The organism is Sediminibacterium sp. FW305-C-49 (assembly GCF_058231085.1).
In genome coordinates this window covers 1-626 of sequence record NZ_JBIQXS010000006.1, presented here as the reverse complement: position 1 = coordinate 626, position 626 = coordinate 1, and the positions used below count along the sequence as shown (strand labels likewise).

At 43.3% G+C, this 626-nt stretch carries 1 protein-coding gene; it reads right to left on the bottom strand.

What is annotated here, in order from left to right; genetic code table 11:
* The coding region (locus ACH3Z1_RS15710) for a DUF8696 domain-containing protein (protein WP_490822966.1) at positions 1-626 on the bottom strand (626 nt) is incomplete at both ends.

Here is a 626-nt window from a genome sequence, read left to right as displayed (position 1 = left end):
ACAGAAGATTCCCAACGTAGAATACTACCTGTATAAGTTGCAAGGGTCAGTGTACCATTATTGGCAGTAGCACAAACTGTATTGCTGGCAGATAAAGTACCTGGAACAGTTTGCGGATCAACCGTAATGGAAACAGTGTCTTTAGCATCAGCGCAAGTACCATTAGAGATAGTCCAAACAAACTGGTAAGTACCTACGACCAAACCATTTACAGTTGAGTTGGGATTATTGGCATTGGTGAAACTAACAGTTGAAGGAGCACCAGGTAAAACAGTCCATGTACCAGTACCATTAGCAGGTGTATTGGCAGCAAGTATGGTAGCGGTAGTGAAACACACATGTGTATCAGTTCCAGCATTGGCAGTGGTGACAGCGGGTAAAACGGTAATAGTAACAATATTGGAATACTGAGGAGCACAAACACCGCTTTGAACAGAAGCCCTGTACTGCGTGGTGGTAGTAAGATTTGTATAGTTGAGTGTATTGGTAGTATTGGTGATGGTAGTCCATGAAGTACCATTGTCAACAGAAGATTCCCAATGAAGAACACTGCTGGTAAAGCCGTTGAGCGTCAATGTACCGCTATTGGCAGTAGCACAAACTGTATTGCTGGCAGATAAAGTACC